Genomic DNA, 18,109 nt, shown 5'->3' on the forward strand with positions numbered 1-18,109 from the left:
GGCATGGGCAGTCGCTTTAGAAGCAGCTCCCAGATAAATAAAGGCGGCCAGAGCCCCAAAAAAATAATGGCGTCAGACAAAATAAAGCCCGGTGACACCAACAGAATGAGGCAATGAAGATGCATGTCACTATAGACGGACAAGTGCTGTCAGCTGACAACCAACAGACGATTCTTGAGGTCGCTCAGGCGAACGGCATTGAGATTCCATCTCTGTGCGGATTAAACAAAAACGGGGAAAAAGTGCCTTGCGGGCTGTGCGTGGTCGAAGTCGCGTACCAGCATGAACACCATCAGGCTTCTCTTCAGTCCACCATAACTACCGTTCGTGCCTGTGAAGTTGTTCCGGAGCCGGGTATGACGATTCGGACTCATAGCGAAGCATTGAGCACACAACGCCAGCAGGCACTGAAACGTATTTTGTCTGATCATTATGCCGATTGCCTGGCCCCGTGTCAGACGGCTTGTCCGGCCGGCGTCGATATTCAGTCCTACCTGTATCACATTTCCCAGAACGATCATCAAAAAGCGGTAGAAGTTATCAAGCGCACCCTACCGATGCCGCTTTCTATTGGCCGTGTGTGCCCGGCATTTTGTGAAGCGGAATGCCGCCGGGGCATTGTTGATGAGCCGGTGGCAATTCGTCAGCTTAAACGGCATGCGGCAGACTGCGATCTGGAAGCGCAGGAGCAATATATTCCACCACGTAAGGCGGATAAGGGGAAGCGTATTGCAATTGTTGGTAGTGGCCCTGGCGGGTTGAGCTGCGGCTATTACCTGAGCATTGAAGGTTACAACGTCACTGTGTTGGAGTCGATGCCGCAGCCCGGCGGATGGCTGCGATATGGGATTCCGGAATACCGCTTACCGAAAGCGATTCTCGACAAAGAAATTGAACTGATGTGCCGCAACGGGATGACGATTCAAACCAATACGGCACTGGGCAAAGACATGCCGCTGACAGCACTGATTGAGCAATATGACGCAGTGTGTCTTGCGGTCGGCGCGTCGAAAGCGGTGGCAATGACCTATCCCGGCAGTGATTTGGATGGTTGCTATCTTGGGGTTGATTACCTTAAAGATTTTGTCACCGACAAAACTTACACCACCGGACAGAAAGTGGCAGTGATTGGAGGAGGAAACACCGCGATTGACTGTGCCCGCACGGCGATAAGAGCCGGTGCCGACACCACGCTGATTTATCGCCGTACCCGGGATGAAATGCCGGCTGAAGACTATGAGATTGTCGAAGCGGAGCATGAAGGGGTGAAATTCCACTTTCTGACAAACCCGGTTGAGAACCTGGCGGATGAGACTGGTCGGGTCAACGCCGTAAAACTGGAAAAAATGGCGTTGGGGGAGCCGGATGCATCGGGACGCCGCCGACCTGAGCCAACCGGTGAGTATGTTACTGAAGCGTTTGATACCGTAATCGCCGCTGTTTCTCAGCAACCTGATCTCAGTTTTCTGGAGCAGGCTGGCATTGAATTACCCGTTACGCGTTGGCAAACCGTGGACGCGGATTCACGCTCTTTGTATACCGGTGTGGCGAACGTCTTCAGTATCGGTGACTTACGACGCGGGCCGGCGACCGCCATTGAGGCCGTCGCTGATGGGCGACTGGCCGCCGAAGCGATAAACCGGTTCCTGCAAGGGCAGTCCGTGACGGCTGCTGTCGCCCCTTTTGATGCTAAGAAAGCATCGCGGGTAAAAGACATCGATCTGACGCAATATACTGCCATTCAGAAAGCGGTGCGTGCAGTAATGCCGGAGTTGTCTGCCAATGAGCGGCAGGGGAGCTTTGCCGAAGTGGAGACAGGCTTTTCTACCAGTGATGCAATGGTGGAAGCGGCACGCTGCCTTGAGTGTGGGTGTCAGGCGAATACCGACTGCCAGTTGCGGGACTATGCGACGGAATACGGGGTTCAGCGCGAGGAGCTGGATACCGCTGACTGCCAGAAATTCGTCGTGGATAATAGCGCAGAGTTTATCGTGTTCGATGCCAACCGCTGTATCAGCTGTGGCCAATGTGTGGCTGCCTGTAACGAGCAGGCGGTACATGGTGTTTTGAGTTTTTCCCGCAACCCGGATGGCTCTGGTGCGAGCAGACCGGAATGCCGTCCCGGTTTTGAACAGGGATACAGCATGGGTGATTCGGCCTGCGTACAGTGCGGGGCTTGCGTGCAGGTGTGTCCGACCGGAGCGCTGGTGGATGCGAGGGATAAATCGCAGGGGCGGATTGAGATGCTAAAGCCGACAGAAACCATCTGTACCTATTGTGGCGTCGGCTGCAAAGTGACTCTGTTTGTCGATGAAAGCCGAAATCAGATCCGGTATGTGCAAGGGGCTAAAGACTCTCCGGTTAATCAGGGAATGCTCTGTGTGAAAGGCCGGTTCGGTTTTGATTTTATTCACAGCAAAGAGCGCCTGACCCAACCCTTAATTCGTCAAAACGGTGAGTTGCAGCCTGCCAGTTGGGATGAGGCCATTGAGCTGGTGGCGAGTAAGTTCAACCGAATCAAAACCTTGTTTGGGGGCAATGCCCTGGCGGGATTCTCATCGGCCAAAACCACCAACGAAGATAACTTTGCGTTCCAGAAGTTTATCCGGCGTGAGCTGGGTACTAACAATGTCGATCATTGTGCCCGGCTGTGTCATGCCAGTACGGTGACTGGGCTGGAGGCATCGCTGGGCAGCGGGGCCATGACCAATGATATTCCGAGTATTGCCCATTCGGATCTGATCTTTATCATTGGCTCGGATACCACAGCAGCGCACCCGATCATCGCATCACATATCAAGCAGGCGATTCGCAAGGGCACTGCGCGTCTGGTCGTGGCCGATCCAAAACGGGTAGACATTGCCGATCATGCTGAGTTGTATGTGGCACAGCGTCCCGGAACCGATGTGATGCTGCTGAATGGCATTATGCAGCAGATTCTTGTGAATGGCTGGCACAGTGAACACTATCTCCATGAGCGTGTTACGGGCTTTGAGGCGTTTGAAGCTGAAGTGATGCGTGACGCTTATTCGCCGGAGAGAGTGGAACTGGTGACTGGTGTGAAACAGGCAGACCTGATGCGGCTGGCCGAAATGATCGGACAGGCAAAGCACACGGCAGTGTATTACGCCATGGGTATTACCCAGCACACAACAGGTCACGACAATGTGCGGGCCATTGCCAACCTGCAGCTGCTGTGCGGCAATATTGGGGTTGAAGGCGGAGGCATTAACCCGCTGCGAGGGCAGTCAAATGTGCAGGGCGCCTGCGATATGGGAGCTTTGCCGGACAATTTCCCGGGTTATCAGAAAGTGACCAATCCGGAAGTTCATCAGAAATTTGCACAGGCATGGAATTGCTCTGACTTGCCGGATCAACCGGGGTTAACACTGACGGAAATCATTGATGCAGCCTGCCAGAAGCAGGTGCGTGGTCTGTATGTGATGGGGGAGAACCCGGTACTCAGTGATCCGGATCAGCACCATGTACTGCAAGGGCTCCATGCGCTTGATTTTCTGGTGGTGCAGGACATTTTCCTGACTGAAACCGCTCAGCTAGCCGATGTCGTGCTGCCTTCTTTCGCCTTTGCGGAGAAATCAGGCCATTTCACCAACACTGAACGTCGTGTTCAACGGCTCCAACCGGCTGTAAAAGCGCCGGGAGAAGCGAGAGAAGACTGGCAGATTATTCAGTCTATTGCGAATGCCATGGGCAGTGACTGGCAATATCACTCCGTGGCGGACATTACTCGTGAAATCAACCAGTTGACTCCGCAATATGCCGGAATTACCTGGGAGCGTGTCGGCCCTGATGGCTTGCAATGGCCATGTCCGCATGAAGATCATCCGGGTACCCGAGTGCTTCATCAGGACACATTTGTGCGGGGCAAGGCTGAAATGGTGGTGACGCCGTTCCGTTACGCGGCAGAAATGCCGGATGCCGATTTCCCATTGGTGCTGACGACAGGTCGTCTGCTGGAACAATTCCATACCGGTACAATGACCCGTAAAACCAAAGGCTTGGATAATCTGGCCGGACCGCGGGCGATGATTTCAGTCGTGGATGCTGAGAAGATAGGGATTACGAACGGCGAGATGATTCGCCTGGTGACCCGTCGTGGCAGTATTGAAGCCCCAGCATTTGTCACGAAACGGATGCAGCCCGGTGTGGTGTTTACGCCATTCCACTTTGCGGAGTCTGCGGCAAATAAATTGACCATTTCAGCAACCGATCCCCATGCCAAGATCCCGGAATTTAAAGTGGCTGCCGTCAGGGTCGAGAAACTGTCACAAACAGAAGTCGTGGCGTGTTAGTGTGCGAGTGTGGTGCCTGAGCATTTGCCTGATGCATTTAATCTGTCATGTTAAACGGTAAGTGACACCAAAGTCCGATGTACGCATTAGCCCGACGTACGTATGTATATCCAGTGAATGTGTACGCCGGGCTTTTTTGCAAAGGTTTACGGCTTTGAGGTTGCCATACCGTAACGTCTTGGCACGATGAGGAAAGTGACCGCTGACGTCATTTCACGCCTAAGCGTTTGGCCAGACGATGAAGATTCCCCGTGTCCAGCTTCAGGGCACGAGCCGCCGCCGCCCAGTTTTGATTACAGCGCTCATAGGTTTCCAGAATGAGCTGACTCTGGAATGAGTCCGTGGCATCTTTCAGGCTGGCATCACTGAGCCGGCGATTGACCAGATCGCCAGTGGCCGTTGACTTGCAATCAGCTTTTTCCGTCTGTGGCGTGCCTGTTAAATCAGCGACGGCGTACATGGTTACTAAATCAAAATCTTCAGGGACCAGTTCAATAACGGGCGACTCGGTGGATCGTGCTGAAGCGGCAAATCTGGCACGTGCAATCACAGCCGCGCGATTGATGGCGTGTTCAAGTTCACGGATGTTTCCCGGCCAGTGATAGGCTTTCAGCATTTGACGAGCATCAGCAGAAAGGCGGATCGTTTTTACCCCTAATTTGGTCTGGCAGCGTTCAATAAAAAATCCAGCCAGTAGTACCACATCGTTATCTCTGTCTCGCAGCGGAGGGGCAACAATCGGGAATACGCTCAGACGGTGATACAGATCTGCCCGGAACTTTCCGGCTTTCACTTCAGAATGCAATTGTCGGTTGGTCGCGGCGATAATGCGTACATCCACTTTCAGGTGTCTGTCATCACCCACCCGTTGTAGATCACCGTATTGCAGAACCCGCAGCAGTTTTGCCTGCAAGGCAAGCGGGAGTTCACCCACTTCATCTAAAAACAGGGTACCGCCATCAGCCATCTCAAACTTTCCTTTCCGATCGCTGACGGCACCGGTAAAGGCACCTTTGACATGTCCGAATAGCTCACTTTCAGCGACCGACTCCGGTAACGCCGCGCAGTTGAGGTACACCAGTGGTTGCTGACTGCGCTGGGACGACTGGTGAATGGAAGCGGCAATCAGTTCTTTCCCTACGCCGGTTTCACCGGATACCAGCACAGTCAGGTCTGTACCCGCCACAGCCTGAATCTGATTTTTTAGTTCACGCATGGCCGCAGAGTGACCAATCATGTTCACGGCCCCTTTGCCGGGGGCAGATGTTCCTGATGCTTGCGGGACATCGACCGCCTGGCGCTCAAGCTGCTCCATTAGCAGGGCTGTTTGCAGGCTGGCCGCTGCCAGCGCACTAATGATTCGCAACTCCTCGTTGCTGAAACGATCAAACTGGTGAGGATCGAATCCGTCGATGGTCAGCGCACCGATAAGGGTATCGTTCGCGATCAAGGGTAAGCCGACACAGGCATGGACATGCAGATTTCCCTGATGGCTGGGAATCAGGCCGTCATATGGATCCGGCAGATCACTGTCGTGAGGAAAACGCACAATGTCACCCGCTCGGGCAATAGCTTCCAGCCGGGGGTGATCGGCAATTGAAAACTGGCGCCCCATAACCTCGTCATATAAGCCATTAATGGCCAAAGGTGAAAAGTGTTGGTCCCTGAAGGCCAGCAGGGCCGAGGCATCACAACTGAACAGGGTTTTGATGACGCTGAGTAACCGTGCAAAACGATCCTGACTTGAGAGCACCTGAGTCAGATCCAGTGCTAACTGCGCGAGTTCTTTTGGCGTGTTTTTCATGAATGCCTCAACCATATATACATTGACAGTCATTATGACACTCAAGTTGTCATTATGACACTTTTAATGGATTGTCATAATGACAATAAACCTATCGATAAATATATTAAATGATTTAAAAACAATGAGATGAAAACTTGGTATGGTCAGTGCATTACCTAAAGCAAAGACAGAGCAAGCTGTTCGCTCTGGGAATCACTAAAGGTATTGAAATGACAATTCACGTTAAGAACAACATCCATTGGGTAGGTCAACGCGACTGGGAAGTACAGGACTTTCACGGTACTGAATACAAAATGACAAAAGGTACCAGTTACAACAGTTATTTGATTCGTGAAGAGAAAACGGTACTGGTCGACACCGTGGATCACCGTTTCAGCGCACAGTTTATTCAAAATCTTGAGATGGAAATCGATCTGGCTGACATTGATTACATTGTTATCAATCATGCTGAGGAAGATCATTCCGGGGCATTAACCGCATTGATGGCACGCATTCCCGGCACACCTATTTATTGCACTGAGAATGCGGTGGATTCGATTGTCGGCCATCACCACCACCCTGAGTGGAATTTCAACGTGGTCAAAACCGGTGACACACTGGATGTCGGTAACGGCAAACAGCTAATCTTCATTGAAGCCCCAATGCTCCACTGGCCTGACAGCATGATGACTTACCTGACAGGCGATGCGGTACTGTTCAGTAATGATGCGTTTGGTCAGCACTATTGTGATGAGCACCTGTTTAATGATGAGGTGGATCAGAATGAGCTGATGGAGCAGTGCCTGCGTTATTACTCCAACATTCTGACGCCATTCAGCAATCTGGTTACGGCCAAAATCCACGAAGTGCTCAGCTTTAATGTGCCGGTAGATATGATTGCGACGTCGCACGGTATTGTGTGGCGAGATAATCCAACCCAGATTATTCACCAGTACCTGGAATGGGCAAACAATTACCAGGAAGATCGCATTACGATTTTTTATGACTCGATGTCGAATAACACCCGCTTGATGGCAGACGCCATTGCTCAGGGCATCCACGATGTTGACCCAGGTGTGGCGGTGAAAGTCTTTAATGTTTCGCGTCAGGATAAAAACGAAATTCTCGCTAATGTATTTCGCTCTAAAGGCATTCTGGTCGGATCTTCAACCATGAATAATGTCATGATGCCAAAAGTGGCCGGTATGCTGGAAGAGATCACCGGCTTGCGATTCAAAAATAAAAAGGCCGGGGCGTTTGGTAGCTACGGCTGGAATGGTGGCGCTGTTGATCGCATTCACTCCCGTCTCACCGATGCCGGATTTGAAACCACCATTGGCATGAAAACTAAATGGAAGCCGGACGGAAAAGCGATGCGTGAATGTCGGGCGCATGGTCAGATGATAGCCAGACAATGGGCGTTCCCCAAAGCAATATCAGAAATAGCGTCACCTGGAATATCACAGGCGTCTCACCAGGATGATGTGATGAGTGAGAAGACTGGTAGCTATGCCGTACCACACGCGAGTAATAGGTCAGATGAGGTAGCTGTCGTGGCTTTGACAGCCCGTGAAACACCTGAACGTGGCGTAAAACCAGCCATACCGAGCTCCACGGTCTCTCAGAAGATGGTGTGCACCGTGTGTAACTGGGTTTATGACCCTGCGATGGGAGAACCTAATCAAGGCGTTGCCGTTGGCACATGTTGGTCTGATATTTCGGCGACTTTTTTATGTCCGGAATGCGGTTTGGGGAAAGAGGTTTTTGAGCCGGTACGAGGCGTATAACTATGACATATCCAGTGGTTATTATTGGTAGCGGCTTTGCCGCTTACCAATTAGTCAAAGCGATTCGTCGTGCCGATCAGCAGATTCCCATTCATGTTTTCACCGCGGACGATGGCCATGACTACAACAAGCCGGATCTAAGCCACGTCTTCACCAGGCTGCAGACCGCCGGTGATTTGATTCGTATGACAGGCGAAGACTTTGCAAAGGAATACCAGATAGAACTGCATAGCCGCTGCCGCGTCGAAGCTATCGATCCCGACGCTCATCAGGTTTTCGCTGAAGGATGCGCATTGACGTATAGCAAACTGGTGTTGGCAACGGGTGCCCGTACATTCGTGCCTGATGTTACAGGGAGTGCTGCAGACCGGATTGTCACGCTGAACAGCTTGTCGGAGTACGAAGCCGCTCAGCAGCAATTACATCAAGCGAAGCGGGTATTAGTGATGGGAGGCGGGCTGATCGGCACTGAACTGGCGATGGATTTAGCTGGGGCAGGGAAAAGTGTTGTTATTGTCGAGCCAAGCCAGACCCTGATGGGTAATTTACTTCCGGAATACCTCGCCCTGAAAATGCAGGCCGTGATGCGACACCTGAATGTTGATATGTATCTTTCAGACAGCGTGATTGAGTTGGAGTGCAATGGGAGTCATGGCATGACAGTAACGCTGGCCTCCGGTAACTGTCTACAGGCCGATGTTGTTATCTCGGCGGCTGGGTTAGTGCCCAATGTATCACTTGCAAGCCAAGCCGGGCTGGATATTCGGCGTGGCATTGTCGTGGACGATACCCTGCAAACCTCGGCGCAGGATATTTACGCCCTCGGAGATTGTGCCGAAATACAGGGGAAGGTACTGGCCTATTTACAGCCTGCATTACTGAGTGCCAATGCGCTGGCAAAATCGTTATTGGGTCAGCCAGGCCGACTGGCTCTGCCGCCGATGATGATAAAAGTGAAAACACCGCATTTTCCTGTTCAGTTAGGGAGTGCTGCGCAACCATCCAGTGGGACACTACCTGACAATGCGCGCTGGCAGATGGACGTCGATCCTCAAGGCTGTACGGCAAGAATGTTGAACGACGCTGGGCAGATAAAAGGTTTTGTTGTAACGGGCGAGCATGTTTCACAGGCTTTGCCGTTATTGAAAGCCTTACCGACTGAGTAGCGAAATAGACAGGCAACCCGCTGATTCTGAAGAAGTTGGACTTTTGTAAAAAACGAAAGCCACTCTGAAATCTCGATCTTATAAATATGAATTAGGCACACCAGTACAACCGGTATCACTCAGATGCTGAGTCTTGTTTTATGACCGTGGGTGACACTCAACATGGCCAGAAACTCAGTATTGTGATACCGGTTTTTTTGTTGGATCACAAAATAGATCAATTAATTTCAGCAACCTTAAATTCCATATTTAAAGCTAAATAAGCATCAAAACGATGGATTAAATTTCGTGTAAATTCATACCAAACTTGGAAACAAAGATTAAAAATTTGGAAACTTGTGGTTTGATAACATTTCTTACAAAACACACTGTTTTTAACAAAGTTTTAACGATTAAGTTGTAATTCATTAGGTGATAGGGAGTTAGAGTGTTACAAAATGTAAACTTATGAAATATTGAGGTTTTCGTGAAAGCAACAAGATTTCTGACCTGTATGCTTCTTGAACAAAAAGTGGGAAAATAGCGTTGTGCAGTTAAATCACAGAGAAAGGACGCTTTATCCTGTTTTTGTCGTGAGGTAGATATGAAATTTCTGTCAATTTTGTTGTTGTCCGCGCTAGCGGGTGTGCTTTCTGGTGAGCATTTTCACTCATTCATGGTTGGTTTCGGTGTTGCTGCTCTGGCTGTCGGTACGGGTTACTGGCTGGCATTTCGCTGTTCAACACGCTACCCGCAACTGGCGGTGCTGATGTTGATGATGGGAGCAGCGGCCAAAATTGGTGTAACAGTAACTGGCGTAATGTGGGGGCTTGAAGCGAACTTGATCAGCTCACCATTTGTATTCTCTTTGTCGTACTTGTTTTTCTCTATTGTTGCGACGTATCTGTACGCCAAGCTGCGAGAGTTCCAGATGTCACGTCTGGTTGTAGCTAAAGCGGCTTAATGCGCCGCTTTATCCACTATTGTATTGACAAAAAACGGGCTTTGGCCCGTTTTTTGATATCTGCCATTTGTGATCGTGTGGATCCTTCTATTTTCGAAACAAATTAGCGGCTTGACGTTACCTGGATCAATAGATCGAGATAGGGGATCTGTGTCGGGCCATGCAATTTGCAAATTGCATCTGAATTTTTAGTGTTTGCAGTCTGAAAATTCAGACGTGCCACAGCTGTTATGCGTGGAAGTGCTTATAAAACTCTGGGAAGCTCTTATAATAAGGAACGCCGTTGCGAAGTGGCTGTTGAATAATCTTAGCCTAAGTGCCGCCAAATTCAGGCGTGGTATTTGCATTAGTCGTTACATGAAGTGAAGGTGTAAAGCCGCCATCATGAACGGGAACACAAGAAAGTGGATGTGTCCCATGATTCTTACTTGCAAAGGTATAGCCAATGAAGACCACTTTTGCCCTGCTCATGCTACTGTTCTTTAGCCACATCGCTGTTGCTAATGACTTTGGCCAGGCAAAAGAATTGTCTCGTTGTTATATCATTGTTTTACCGCCTAATTTGGTGGACAAAGAAGACTACACTGAGAGCGAATTTAAGAACTTGCTGGGGCTGGAAGAACATTTTAAAAAGCAGGCAAAATTGCTGGCAGGTTCGCAGTGGGAACTGGTCTCCTTTATGGCGCTTTCCTGGGCCGAAGGGATCATCTCAACGCATCAGTTTAATGGCGAGCAGTTACATAACTATCGTGACTGGGTACTGGAATCCTGCCGGGAATATTACGGTAGTGGTGGATACAAGCACGTTCGTCTGAAAGACAGTAAGAAGTTGGCGGCCCCTAGTTCGGGTGATAAATATAATTAAATACTATTATGGCTCATCATGACTGTTTTCATGGTGGTTATAAATTGGTTTTTATGATTGTTGTTATCTGGTGTTCACGCTGCAATCAGCTTAAAGCTTCCTCGCTATCACAATCACGGCTATAAGCAATTCATAGAAATCCCCCCTCATGCCTTTCAAAGCTCTTTTTCCATCAGGAGCAGCGGCTTTCCGTCGAATTCCGTTTTTGAAAAAGGGTTGTAACCCATTTTTTGGTAGATGTGTTGACCACGTGTATTGAAGGCAAATACATCCAGCCAGATTCGGTGTCGGTCTAACTGCTGTGTACAGTACGCCTCCATGGCAAGCATAGCGGCCTGACCTATGCCGTGACCTTGCTCTGCTACAACAACACGGCGACACTCGACGCTTTTCTCACCATCCAATGCCAGAATAATGAATCCAACAAGTTGAGTTTGTTTATAAATTGATAGGTAAACCCGCTTAGGATTGGCCATTTCCGCCAGATGTTTGTCAGGGGAGTAAGGAATAATAAAATTTCGGACATCAGAGAGGCTTTCAAAGGTGCAGAACTGGGCAATCTCAGTCACTGAGGATGGATGCAATCTGATCACTGAAGGTCCTTCTTGTTTTCCTGTCAGCATATGTCGATAAGCCTTATGCTGCTAGGCATTGTACTACGCGGGTTTATGCAGCATGCGGGCGAAAGATAGCGTATCAGAGTCCATATGGATATGTGTTATCGCGCTTATTGTGACTGAGTCCCACACAACGGCGGAAACAAGAGCGGCATAGTCTCACTCAGGAGTTAAGACGGGGGAATCTGTCAGGTAAGAGCTATCGCTCACCTGGTAGGAATAACTTCTGCCTATGCCGCCCATACCCGTTGGGTACATCGCTATTTTTACGTTAAAATAGGAAACCTAAAACAGAAAAAATAAGAAAATAAGGTTCCTCTTTTATGAGCGGTCAACGGCTAAAATCTCAGTTCCAGCGCCTCTTCAGTCACTTTAATGGGCAAGACAGTGACACGACCCTGCAAGAGATTTCGGAAGTCCTGTTCTGCACCCGGCGTAATGTGCGCATGGTGATGAATAAAATGGCCGAAAACGGCTGGATTGACTGGGATCCGGCGGTGGGGCGGGGTAAGTTGTCCCGTCTCACATTTCATAGTACCGACAGTGAGCTACAGCAACTTCATGCCCGAAAATTGGTGGCGGAAGGCAAACTGGAACCGGCGCTGGAAGCCCTCGATTATAATGCTGATAAACTGGCACAGATTATTCAAGAGCAGCTGGGTCATACAACGGATCACGGCCAGCAAATTGTACGGTTACCTTATTATCGTGAGTTTACCAACCTGAACCCGCTCCAGCCGTTGCGCCGTTCTGAGCAGCATCTGGTCCGGCAAATTTTTAATGGTCTGACCCGGATAAACGAGGAAAAAGAGGAAGTCGAAGGGGATCTTGCACATCATTGGGAAGCGCTGACTCCACGACACTGGCGGTTCTATATTCGTCCGTCAGTGCGATTTCATGATGGCAGCCTGCTGGAAAGTGAGGATATCATCGCGACATTCGATAAAGTCAAAAGGCACAGACTGTTCAACCACATTGAACGAATCGATGCTCCGTTTAACCATACCATTGATTTTCACCTGCATTACGACGATCACCGTTTTCCTGATCTGCTCAGTAACCTGATTGCGATGATTCAACCGGCAGAAGCCGACATGGATAATTCCAACGAGTTGTTTCCGATTGGTACCGGCCCCTACAAGGTGATTCAGAACGATACCAAGCGTTTTAAACTGGAAGCGTTTGATCAGTATTTTGGCTTCCGGGCACTGATTGACGTGGTGGATATCTGGATGTTGTCTGAAGTGGCCTCTTGTTACCTTCAACCGGCCTCAGACATCTCTCAGGTAGGGGATGTGAGTGTATCGACTCGCCTGAAACTTGATGAAGGATGCAACTTCCTGCTGTTCAACCGAACCGAGGGACTGGCAAGTGATCCTGAATGGCTGACTTACTTTCTGGCCAAACTGAACGCATTGAATATTTTGCAGCGACTCAATAAAGAGCAAATCGGCGATTTTCGCCTGACTAACGCTTATGGCTTATTACCGGGTTGGGCACATGTTCCGTTAAGCCGCCATCCTGTTCCTGCACCGCCGAAGCCTAAATCAGTCACCATTGCATTTGCGTGCCAGCATCCTGTGTATCCGCACGTGGCGACTGCTATCGAGGAATTACTGGCAGAAGACGGCATTAAACTGAAAATGCTGGAATTAACCACAACGGAAATTGCACTGGGTAAACATGCGGGGAAAATTGATATCTGGCTGGGGGGCATGAGTTTGATGAACCACCGTGATGATGCGTTGTTGTCCTGGTTCTTTAACTTTGACCATATTGCCCGGGCAATGCCGGAAACTGAGTTTGATGCATTGGAGAATGAAGTCGCGTTGTGGCGTCAGTCTCGTGACACTATTGCACCGTGCCAGCAATTGGGGGCGAAGTTGGTAGAGTTTGGTCAGGTGTTGCCTTTGTTCCACAACTGGCTGGGGGTTGATGACACCGGAGCCGTACAGGGTATGCAGTCTAACTCAATGGGTTGGTTTGACTTTAAATCTGTGTGGATGAAGCCTGAGCTGGATACCCACTGAGGCTAACGTCTGAAGTTCAATAAGGTATTGCTATATAGGTGATTTTTAGATTCGGGTTAAGTTGGTGTGCGGGATGCTCGAAGAACATCGCAAAACGGGCACCCAAAGGGCAGAGAAAGTGCTCCTTCATTGAATCGCCATGCGGCATTCACCTGATTGACATGCCATGCTTTTAAAAAGGGTAAGGGACAAGAGATGCGATGGCATCTGGCACAGTTTGAAAGAGCTAGCTGCAACAGTCATACAGGAGGTGTAGGATGTTACCTGATTACCTTGAACCCGGTGAGATTGAGCCCCTTGAAGGTGAACCCTGGGACGAATACCGAAAGGACAGTGATTGCGAAAATCGGTTTAACAGCGACTTGTTTGATACGGAAGACTTTGACGACGACCTGGACTGAAGCTCCAGGTCTGATTCAGTGTAGAGTGTGTTTATTGGCATCCGTTTTGAGTAAGTAGGCTTTGTGGTCCACAGGCAGCCACCTTGTCAATGCCATATTCACGGCTCGTTCATTAACGGGTGGCTGCACGCAATTCATCTGTTTACTATTCATCACTACTATTCATCACTACTGTTCAGTCACAGGTTTGGGCTCCCAGTCCTGACTGCTGAACCACTCGTTGATGGGGCGCCAGACCACATCAACCATGGATTTGTACCACGGCGCTTTTTCCGATGCTTCCTTGGCCAGTAAGGGACGCTCAGCAATCACCTCATCATTGAGATACCACTCCACTTTGCCCACGGTCTGGCCGACTTCGACCGGTGCTTCCAGATTGTGATCGTAAGTAATCGTATAGGTGATGTTTTTTCTTTCACGGCGAGGAACGGTAATGGTGCCACCTTCTTCAACCTCAAGATTAATGGAGGAAGGAGAGCCATACCAGACCCGCAATGGAGCCAGTTCTTTGCCGCTGAATTGGGGTTGGATATCCTGATAGAACCGAAATCCCCAGGTCAGCAATTTCTTGCTTTCAGACTGACGCGAAGATGAACTTTGAGTGCCGAGCACCACAGCAATCAGGCGTTGTCCGTTCTGCTCAGCCGATGAAACCAGGCTGTAACCGGCTTCTTTGGTGTAACCGGTTTTCACGCCGTCCACATTCAGTGTGGTGTCCCATAACAGTCCATTTCGGTTCCCCTGTTTGATTTTGCCGAAGGTAAAAGATTTCTGTTTGAAGATAGGGTAGACATTCGGTAAATCACGGATGAAGGCACGTGTTAACACCGCCATGTCGTAAGCGGTGATAAATTGATCGTCAGAATCCAGGCCGTGGGGGTTAGTAAAGTAACTGTCTTTCATGCCGAGTTTTTCCGCATGCCGATTCATCATTTCAATAAAGGCAGACTGATGCCCAGCGACATGTTCTGCCAGTGCTACAGTGGCATCGTTACCGGAAGAAATGATGACGCCGTGGTTGAGATCATCCACACTGACCTGATCCCCGACATTCAGAAACATTTTTGACGAACCCGGAAATTTTTGCCCCCAGGCATTTTCACTGATAACCACCAGATCATCGGTGGCAATGTGACCCGCTTTCAGTTCCTGTCCCACCACATAAGAGGTCATGATTTTTACCAGGCTGGCAGGGGCATGTTGCTTGTGGATGTTTTCACCGGCAATCACCTGACCGGATTCATAGCTCATCAGCACCCAGGCTTTGGCTGCAATTTCCGGAGGAGTAGGTAGGGGTTCCGCCTGTGATAAGACGGGAAGTGAAGCAGCAAACGCCGATAAAAGTAGCAGCAACGGTTTCCGGAACGTATTGAACATCATCACTGGTCAACCTCATGTGGCAATACACTCAGGCAGCTATTACCTGATTTACCCGATCAAAGTCGTTTTGACCCGATAAAAATAGCTTAGTAAAAATAGCTTAGTAAAAAATTGCCGTTTCTGTTCCGGATGAAAAAATTTTGCGCTGCACAGGTTGAAGTTACACGGCATGGAAAGGCCTGAAGATAACATCCAACGAAGCATCGGTATCGTCTTTTAGGGTTACCCCGGATTAGACGTGAGGGTGATCGGCCGATTGGCCTGCATGAAGCGGACATGTAAATCAACCAGCTGATTGCTTTCCTGCTGCCAGGCTGGTAACGGCTGGTGCTGACAGAACTCCAGCATACTGACAATCATTCGGTCCATTTTTATCAGGCACCAGCGTTTCATTGCCGGGTCTTGCTGCGGTAAACAGGCTAACTGCTGGAGTTTGCTGTAACTGAATTGCAGGTAGCTGTACGCTTTGTCTGGCTTGTCAGCATGCAGATACATGCCACTTAAACGCTGGCAAACGTGAAACCAGTAAGCCAGTGCTTCACTATGGACCGGTGTCAGAACCGGTCCATAAATTTCGGCTGGTGGCTGATTTATCAGTTTCTCCAGACAGGGAGCCGCGTCGGTGATGTTTGCTTCATCGAACGCTTTGAGTTGTTCCAACCAGCTTATCAGCTCTGTCATGCTGCTGTTGCCCCTTTCCAGTTACTTACAAAATGGTTGTCACCGACCTTTAACACACCGTTAGCGGTTACCCGGCTGATTTCACGGATCTTGTCAGCGCTTAACGCATAGTTTGGTTCAGATTCCACCAGATTGGCAAAAGGCAGATCCGGATCCGGCACGGCTGAAATCAGCAAACGGGTGTAAGGGTGGGTGGGCTGGCGTAAAATAGACTGAGTGTCCCCCCATTCGACAATTTGGCCGCGATACATAACGGCTGTTTCTTCCGCGATGTAGTGAGCGGTTGCCAGATCATGTGTGATATACAGAAATCCAATGTTCAGTTTTTCCTTCATCTCTTTCATCAGGTTCAATACCCCGAGACGGATTGACACATCCAGCATAGAGGTTGGCTCATCGGCAAGAATGATTTCGGCACCGACGGCAAGCGCTCGCGCTAAGTTGACTCGTTGGCGCTGGCCGCCGCTTAGTTGATGCGGATACTTGGCCAGATCACTGGTTGGCAACTCGACCTGTGTCATCAGTGTTTCTAAGCGCTCATGCAGTTCGCTGGTATCGGTAACCTGCTGATGAATTTTCAGGGGCCTGGTGAGGTGATGTCGGATGGTATGGGTAGGATTGAGGGAGCCGAATGGGTCCTGAAAAACCATTTGTACTTTGCTGCGATAGTGCAGCAGGTCATTCCGCCGGGTAATCTCATTAATGTTTTTGCCATGGAAGAGGATCTGGCCCGATGTTACCTTGTGGACTTTAGTGATAAGACGGGCGCAAGTGCTCTTACCGCAACCTGATTCACCCACCAATGCCAGTGTCCGACCCGGGTACAGTTTCAGACTGATATTATTGAGTGCGCGAAAGGTGTCTGTGGCACCGAATCCACCACCGGCAGCAAAGTCTTTAATGACATTCTTCATCTCAATAACAGGTTCGGCGCTGATGTCGGTGCGCGTTGTGTTTTCAACATGGTGGGTTAGTAAAGTCATGCCGGGATTTCCTCACTGATTGTAATCTGGCGTGTGCTCTGGTGAATATTAGGGAACGAGTCCCACAGTTGACGGGTGTATGGATGCTGCGGGGCATTTCGGATCTGCCGGGCTATGTTCACTTCCACTATCTCGCCGTGACGCATGACGGCAATGCGATCACAAAGCTGGCTCATCAGAGCAAGATCGTGCGTGATAAAGAGCACTGAAAATCCAAACTCTTTTTGCAACTGAAAAATTTGCTGCAGAATTTCACGCTGCACAACCACATCCAGTGCGGTTGTGGGCTCGTCCATAATGATGAGTTTCGGGTTCAGGCTGAGTGCAATCGCGATCACCAGTCGCTGGCGCATGCCCCCACTGAATTGGTGTGGATATTCATTCAGGCGCTCACGGGGAATGTTGACGAGATCCATCAGCTTTTCAGCGCGCGCCCGGGCTTGCACGTTGCTGTAACCGAGATGGTGACGCATGACATCGGCGAATTGCTCGTGAAGGGGGAGCACAGGGTTGAGCGAATTCATGGCACTCTGGAACACCATGGCAATGTCTTTCCAGCGAACTGCCGCCATTTGAGGCTCGCTCAGTGTGAGCAAATCACGACCGTCAAATGTTATCTGGCCATGAGTGATCATCGCGGGTGGTTTATGTAAGCGGTTGATGGCAAAAGCGATGGTACTTTTACCGCAACCCGACTCGCCGGCCAGCCCGAAAATCTCGCCTTTGCCAATATCAAAGCTAACCCGTTTGACGGCCTGGAAGTCGCCGTCATTGGTGATATACGTCACCTCCAGCTCCCGGACTGTAATTAGAGGATCAGTGTGATAAGCCTGTTCCATGTCGTTCCCTTCTGAGTAATCATAAAACCAAATCAATAATGCAAATGAAAACTATTATCATTCTGGTGAGGTGTAAAGTGAAGAGGGTCTGCGGGGCTGAAAATTATCGAGCCAAATAGCACTTTTTTCACAACAGTTTCAGATTTTCTCAAACTAATATCAGGGAGTGTAATTACGCTCACACTGTTAACTTAATGTTGCGTAGGTTGTTATGTTATTGGAATGCTTCACGTAAATGCCATTATGAAAGAGGTACACTGATTAATATCCATTTATTTCTCAGGGAGTGAGTGAACGATGAGAGTGAGTCATGTCTTT

Annotated in this window: 13 protein-coding genes; 7 read left to right on the top strand and 6 right to left on the bottom strand. The window is 49.6% G+C overall.

Annotation, left to right across the window (positions count from 1 at the left end):
• Window positions 1-119: 119 nt before the first annotated feature.
• Window positions 120-4,313: a formate dehydrogenase subunit alpha gene (gene fdhF / locus FH974_RS19010; protein ID WP_207104074.1), complete on the top strand. Its 4,194-nt coding sequence runs from the start codon at window positions 120-122 to the stop codon at window positions 4,311-4,313.
• 208 nt (window positions 4,314-4,521) lie between these two features.
• On the opposite strand, the gene norR is transcribed toward fdhF, so the two are convergent.
• On the bottom strand, window positions 4,522-6,117 hold the full coding sequence (norR, locus tag FH974_RS19015; protein ID WP_207104230.1) for a nitric oxide reductase transcriptional regulator NorR: 1,596 nt from the start codon (window positions 6,115-6,117) through the stop codon (window positions 4,522-4,524).
• Between the two features lie 212 nt (window positions 6,118-6,329).
• Between norR and norV the strand changes: the two genes are divergently transcribed.
• The 4 genes from norV to FH974_RS19035 all read left to right on the top strand — a co-directional run bounded on the left by norV (window position 6,330) and on the right by FH974_RS19035 (window position 10,860).
• Complete coding sequence (gene norV / locus FH974_RS19020) at window positions 6,330-7,886, top strand: anaerobic nitric oxide reductase flavorubredoxin (protein ID WP_207104075.1); 1,557 nt, start codon at window positions 6,330-6,332, stop codon at window positions 7,884-7,886.
• A 2-nt stretch (window positions 7,887-7,888) separates the two neighbouring features.
• Window positions 7,889-9,052 (top strand): NADH:flavorubredoxin reductase NorW, encoded by a 1,164-nt coding sequence (gene norW, locus FH974_RS19025; protein WP_207104076.1) that lies wholly within the window; start codon window positions 7,889-7,891, stop codon window positions 9,050-9,052.
• A gap of 583 nt (window positions 9,053-9,635) precedes the next feature.
• A complete protein-coding gene (locus FH974_RS19030) occupies window positions 9,636-9,995 on the top strand; it encodes a hypothetical protein (RefSeq protein ID WP_047884479.1) in 360 nt (119 codons plus the stop codon).
• A 445-nt stretch (window positions 9,996-10,440) separates the two neighbouring features.
• Window positions 10,441-10,860, top strand: coding sequence for a hypothetical protein (locus tag FH974_RS19035; protein ID WP_047884478.1), 420 nt, complete (start codon window positions 10,441-10,443; stop codon window positions 10,858-10,860).
• 155 nt (window positions 10,861-11,015) lie between these two features.
• On the opposite strand, the gene FH974_RS19040 is transcribed toward FH974_RS19035, so the two are convergent.
• A complete protein-coding gene (locus tag FH974_RS19040; RefSeq protein ID WP_107193836.1) occupies window positions 11,016-11,483 on the bottom strand; it encodes a GNAT family N-acetyltransferase in 468 nt (155 codons plus the stop codon).
• Between the two features lie 317 nt (window positions 11,484-11,800).
• On the opposite strand from FH974_RS19040, the gene sgrR reads away from it, so the two are divergent.
• Window positions 11,801-13,507 (top strand): HTH-type transcriptional regulator SgrR, encoded by a 1,707-nt coding sequence (gene sgrR / locus FH974_RS19045; protein WP_047884477.1) that lies wholly within the window; start codon window positions 11,801-11,803, stop codon window positions 13,505-13,507.
• Window positions 13,508-13,764: 257 nt separating this feature from the next.
• Entirely contained in the window at window positions 13,765-13,908 is a 144-nt protein-coding gene (locus FH974_RS19050; RefSeq protein WP_157038311.1) for a hypothetical protein, read from the top strand.
• Window positions 13,909-14,076: 168 nt separating this feature from the next.
• Here FH974_RS19050 and FH974_RS19055 read toward each other — a convergent pair whose 3' ends face one another.
• The 4 genes from FH974_RS19055 to FH974_RS19070 form a co-directional block, all read right to left on the bottom strand.
• Complete coding sequence (locus FH974_RS19055) at window positions 14,077-15,288, bottom strand: D-alanyl-D-alanine carboxypeptidase family protein (protein ID WP_207104077.1); 1,212 nt, start codon at window positions 15,286-15,288, stop codon at window positions 14,077-14,079.
• 222 nt (window positions 15,289-15,510) lie between these two features.
• Entirely contained in the window at window positions 15,511-15,969 is a 459-nt protein-coding gene (locus FH974_RS19060) for a hypothetical protein (protein ID WP_047884476.1), read from the bottom strand.
• Entirely contained in the window at window positions 15,966-16,952 is a 987-nt protein-coding gene (locus FH974_RS19065) for an ABC transporter ATP-binding protein (protein ID WP_047884475.1), read from the bottom strand. Before FH974_RS19065 ends, FH974_RS19060 begins: the two co-directional genes overlap by 4 nt.
• Window positions 16,949-17,791, bottom strand: a complete 843-nt coding sequence (locus FH974_RS19070; RefSeq protein WP_047884474.1) for an ABC transporter ATP-binding protein — start codon at window positions 17,789-17,791, stop codon at window positions 16,949-16,951. Before FH974_RS19070 ends, FH974_RS19065 begins: the two co-directional genes overlap by 4 nt.
• Between the last annotated feature and the right edge of the window lie 318 nt (window positions 17,792-18,109).

It is taken from the genome of Photobacterium ganghwense (genome assembly GCF_017329545.1).
GTDB lineage: Bacteria > Pseudomonadota > Gammaproteobacteria > Enterobacterales > Vibrionaceae > Photobacterium > Photobacterium ganghwense.